This window comes from Rothia sp. HMSC065C03 (assembly GCF_001837295.1).
Classification (GTDB): domain Bacteria; phylum Actinomycetota; class Actinomycetes; order Actinomycetales; family Micrococcaceae; genus Rothia.
Genome location: NZ_KV832006.1, coordinates 219,247 through 222,901 on the forward strand (window position 1 = coordinate 219,247; position 3,655 = coordinate 222,901).

Annotated in this window: 3 protein-coding genes; 2 read left to right on the forward strand and 1 reads right to left on the reverse strand. The window is 56.6% G+C overall.

Annotated features, from left to right (window positions below):
• Positions 1 to 306: 306 nt before the first annotated feature.
• Positions 307 to 1,086: a nicotinamide mononucleotide transporter gene (locus HMPREF2605_RS06615; RefSeq protein ID WP_070847481.1), complete on the reverse strand. Its 780-nt coding sequence runs from the start codon at positions 1,084 to 1,086 to the stop codon at positions 307 to 309.
• A gap of 491 nt (positions 1,087 to 1,577) precedes the next feature.
• Between HMPREF2605_RS06615 and HMPREF2605_RS06620 the strand changes: the two genes are divergently transcribed.
• Both HMPREF2605_RS06620 and HMPREF2605_RS09650 read left to right on the forward strand, forming a co-directional pair.
• Positions 1,578 to 2,657 carry an S-layer homology domain-containing protein gene (locus tag HMPREF2605_RS06620; RefSeq protein WP_070847482.1) on the forward strand — a complete coding sequence of 360 codons (1,080 nt, stop codon included), beginning with the start codon at positions 1,578 to 1,580 and terminating at the stop codon, positions 2,655 to 2,657.
• Positions 2,658 to 3,140: 483 nt separating this feature from the next.
• Positions 3,141 to 3,655, forward strand: a 515-nt coding sequence (locus HMPREF2605_RS09650) for a YncE family protein (RefSeq protein WP_371441067.1), incomplete at its 3' end; no start/stop codon positions are given.

The following is a 3,655-nucleotide window of genomic DNA, read 5'->3' on the forward strand; positions in this document are numbered from 1 at the left end:
CAAGGCGAATAATGAAAGATTCTCAACCGCGCCTCGTTCACCATCTTGGCCGCCGTAAGTATATCAAGCAACTCGGTCAGTCGGTCGGTCGGTCATAAAAATAGTAAACAACTATTGAAAGATTCTTAGCCCTCAATGAAAGCCCCTCCGGTCTATTTATTTTAACAAATATGCGTACTGCTAGGCATAAATAGCAAGAATATTAAAATAAGCCCCTCGACCCGCAGCAGTAAGCTGCAGGTCGAGGGGCCTCCTCATGCGTTAGCGAGTAGAAAGGTCAGCCCTAGAAAACTAGGGACTCACCCCTTACGCCACCGCCAGGGTGCCCTTGGCTGCGGTGCCGCTTCGGGTCCACAGCAGGAGCGCCGCCACGCTGTTGATGATGTAGAAGATGTACTTGCCGACGTTTGCGAAGTTGCCCTGGGTTAGCGACTTCACGCACTGCACGGTGTTGTACACAGCCCAGAACTGCCACTGCATCGTGAGCTTGAGCGCGTTCAGAATGTTCGCTGACAGGGACAGGCCAAACACTACGGTCGTGATCCAGAACAGGAACGAGGTCTTGCCATCGTAACCGACATTGTTCGCAATCAGATAGTAACCGACATAGTTCGCAATCAGGGAGAACGCGAACGAGCCCACCACAATGCTGCTGATAATCAGCTGACCCTTAGCGCCGGTCGGCGGTTCCATTGCCTTGCCGCGTTCGGAGTTCTGCCACCTACGAATCGCGAAGGTGTACACGATGAAAGTGACCGGGTAGGTGATGATCGCTGCCTTGTTGCCCAGAATGTAGTCAATCGCGCCAGACAGCGCCGTGTTAATAATGCCGAGCACGTTGCCGATGTTTGAGAGGCGGCCGGTCAGGCGGGTAGACATCATTGAAATACCCACGTTAATCACGGAAATCACACCGAGGGGGATGAAGGGCGTAATCGGGCCCCAGTCGACGTATTTGTCGAGGCGGGTGCCCAGGTATCCTGAGGCGATTGCGATGGCGATAACCAGTGCTACGCCGAAAAGGTCGGCGTACTTGGACTTGGCGAAAAAGAGGAGAGCCTTCTCAGAGAATTCCTTGGCCTCCATGGGTAACTCCTTTGTTGAGGATATAGAAACAGTGATAGGGTACCAATAACTATAACTCTTTGAAAAGGGTTCGAAACGGCGTGTCGCACATAAAACCTCAGAATCCCACATGTTCCACATCCCGGAACGCCTCGGTATAGAACAACCCGAAATCGCTCCATCAAAAACCCATACCAACTTCCGGCAAACCTTGCCAGATAACGCCCCTACTTCGTTGAACACCGAGAATGGGCGTAAAATCACCGCTGGTTCGTCTTCGCTTTAAAGGGGACCTTAAGGTACGCTAGATGACTGGGTCCAGGAATCACGCCGGTCTCACTCACCGCGCATCCGCCCGACAGACACCCGCACCCCGCATGCTGCGCTTCACTCACGCACGCCAGAGGGGGAGGGAACCCAACGTATCGGCCTCACTCACCGTTTACGCCGCTGTCCGCGCGCCCTGCCACCCGTAACTCACTCAACTCAAACAAGAACTGAATAGGACAATCATGCCCTTGATTAACCATCGACTCTCACGACGATTCTTTGTAAAGGGTGCTTCCGCCGCCGCCGCTGCAGGCGCACTGACCCTGCAGGCACAGGCCGCGCAGGCAGATGAAGCACCCGCAAACCTTGCCCCGGCAACCGAGGAAACTAAAGGCCCGCGCCTCGTCATTCAGCGCGCCACCGTCACCGAAACCGGTATGACCGTCAACTACACTGCACACGGTCTGCGCGAATTCCTCACCGAAGGCACCACCCTGACTGTACGCCACGGCTACGTTCGTAACGACTCTTTCGAAACTCGGCGCTCCTGGATGCTCACCCCCGAATTTGACGGTGACGCTGACAGCTTCAGCGGTAGCGACCAGTTCCCCATCGAGCTGATGCAGGGTGAGGGTGTCGATCACGCCCTGCAGCTGGATATTTGCTCCGACCCGTGGGGCCAGGAGATTACCCACCAGATTGCTGCGCGCATCCCCGTGGCTGAGACCAAGATTCTGAAGACTTCTTTCGAGGATGTTCCGGATAACCACCCGTTCGCTGAGGATATCCGCATGGCGAACCAGAAGAAGTGGCTGATGCCGAACCCGCAGACTGGCGCGTTTGAGCCGGACCGCCCCGTGACCCGTGAGGAGCTGATCGCTCTGCTGAACCACGCTGCAGGTCACGCTGGCGTGAGTGAAAACTCTGAGGTTGCACCCTTCGCGGATGCGGCAGGCCGCCCGACCGCGAACGCCCTGCACTGGGCTCGTGACCGCAAGATTACCGAGCCGCTCACCGGTGGCGACAAGATTGACCCGACCGCACCGGTTTCTCATGAGGAGCTGGCGGCTGTACTGTTCCAGTACAACGCGGAGGTTCAGCTGACCGAAATGAATGAGGCCGCTGGTTCTCGTTTCCGCGACGTGCTCGGTGCCGGTACCCTGCACCGCTATGTTGCGTGGGCTGGCGCGAACGACATCGTGCTGGATTCTTCGGGTGTGTTCAAGCCGACCGCGCCGACTACTCGCGCGGAGCTGGCTCGTTTCATTCGCCGTTACAAGCTGCAGAACCTGCTGTTCACTGACTTCTCGTACGTTTCTTAAATCTCGTACGGCTCCTAAATTTAGCTAACCGCGGCGCTGTGTGCGCTGGGTAGTGTGAAACCCCCGTCTTCTGGCTTTTGCCGGAGGCGGGGGTTTTGTTGTGCGGGTTGTGCAGTGCGCCCTGGGGGGTGCGCCCTGCGGGGTACTATGTCGGGGTACCGTTTTGGCGTGCTATTTCGGGGCGCCGAGTTGCGTCGTGCTGCTACATTGCCGCTTCTCGGGGAGTTTTAGTGACAGGCTGTGCCTGTCATATGAAATTTTGCGTCATATATACCTGAAATCTTGCAAAATCCTGTGCGCTAAGTAAGTATTACCTAGAAGGTAAGTTAAAGGTTGCCTTACTTAATACTGTGTGAAGACTAGTTTCCTTCCTCGTGGGCCCACGAAACCCACACCAAAGAGCAAGGAAAACGCGGCGCCTCACCACCCATCGGTGGGGGAGAGACGCACCTTCACACACCACCCACGAAAAAGGACATACATATGAACCTCGCTTCAAGCAAGGCATTCAAGGGCCTCGCCGTTGGATCGCTGGCACTGGCAATTTCCGGCGTTGCCACCATCCCCGCATCGTTCGCGGCAGACTCCACCCCGGCGGCAAGCCAGAGCACTGACGCTCGCACCATCACCGACAAGGCGATGGCAAAGATCACCCAGGGCCTGCCCGGTCAGTTCCAGGTCGCATACTCCAAGAAGACCAACAAGATTTGGGTTGCGGGCACTGCAGACCGCGACAAGCACGTTTCTACTATCGCTCGCATTGACGCAAACTCCCTGAAGATTGAGGCTGTCGCCGAGCTGCCCATCGTCAAGAACGACAAGGGCTACCAGTACGACGCAGCCTACGGCATCACCGTTGACGATGTAGACGGCACCGTTTGGGTTACCAACACCACCGACAACTCCGTGTCCGTGTACGATCAGGCAACGATGCAGCAGGTCTGGACCACCGCGGGTATCGCGGAGACCGACCCGAACTGGATTGAGCACCCCCGCTC

Bases quoted from the DNA above. Each gene is read 5' to 3' on its own strand.
- HMPREF2605_RS06615 (WP_070847481.1), bottom strand. From the start codon at position 1,086: ATGGAGGCCAAGGAATTCTCTGAGAAGGCTCTCCTCTTTTTCGCCAAG.
- HMPREF2605_RS06620 (WP_070847482.1), top strand. From the start codon at position 1,578: ATGCCCTTGATTAACCATCGACTCTCACGACGATTCTTTGTAAAGGGT.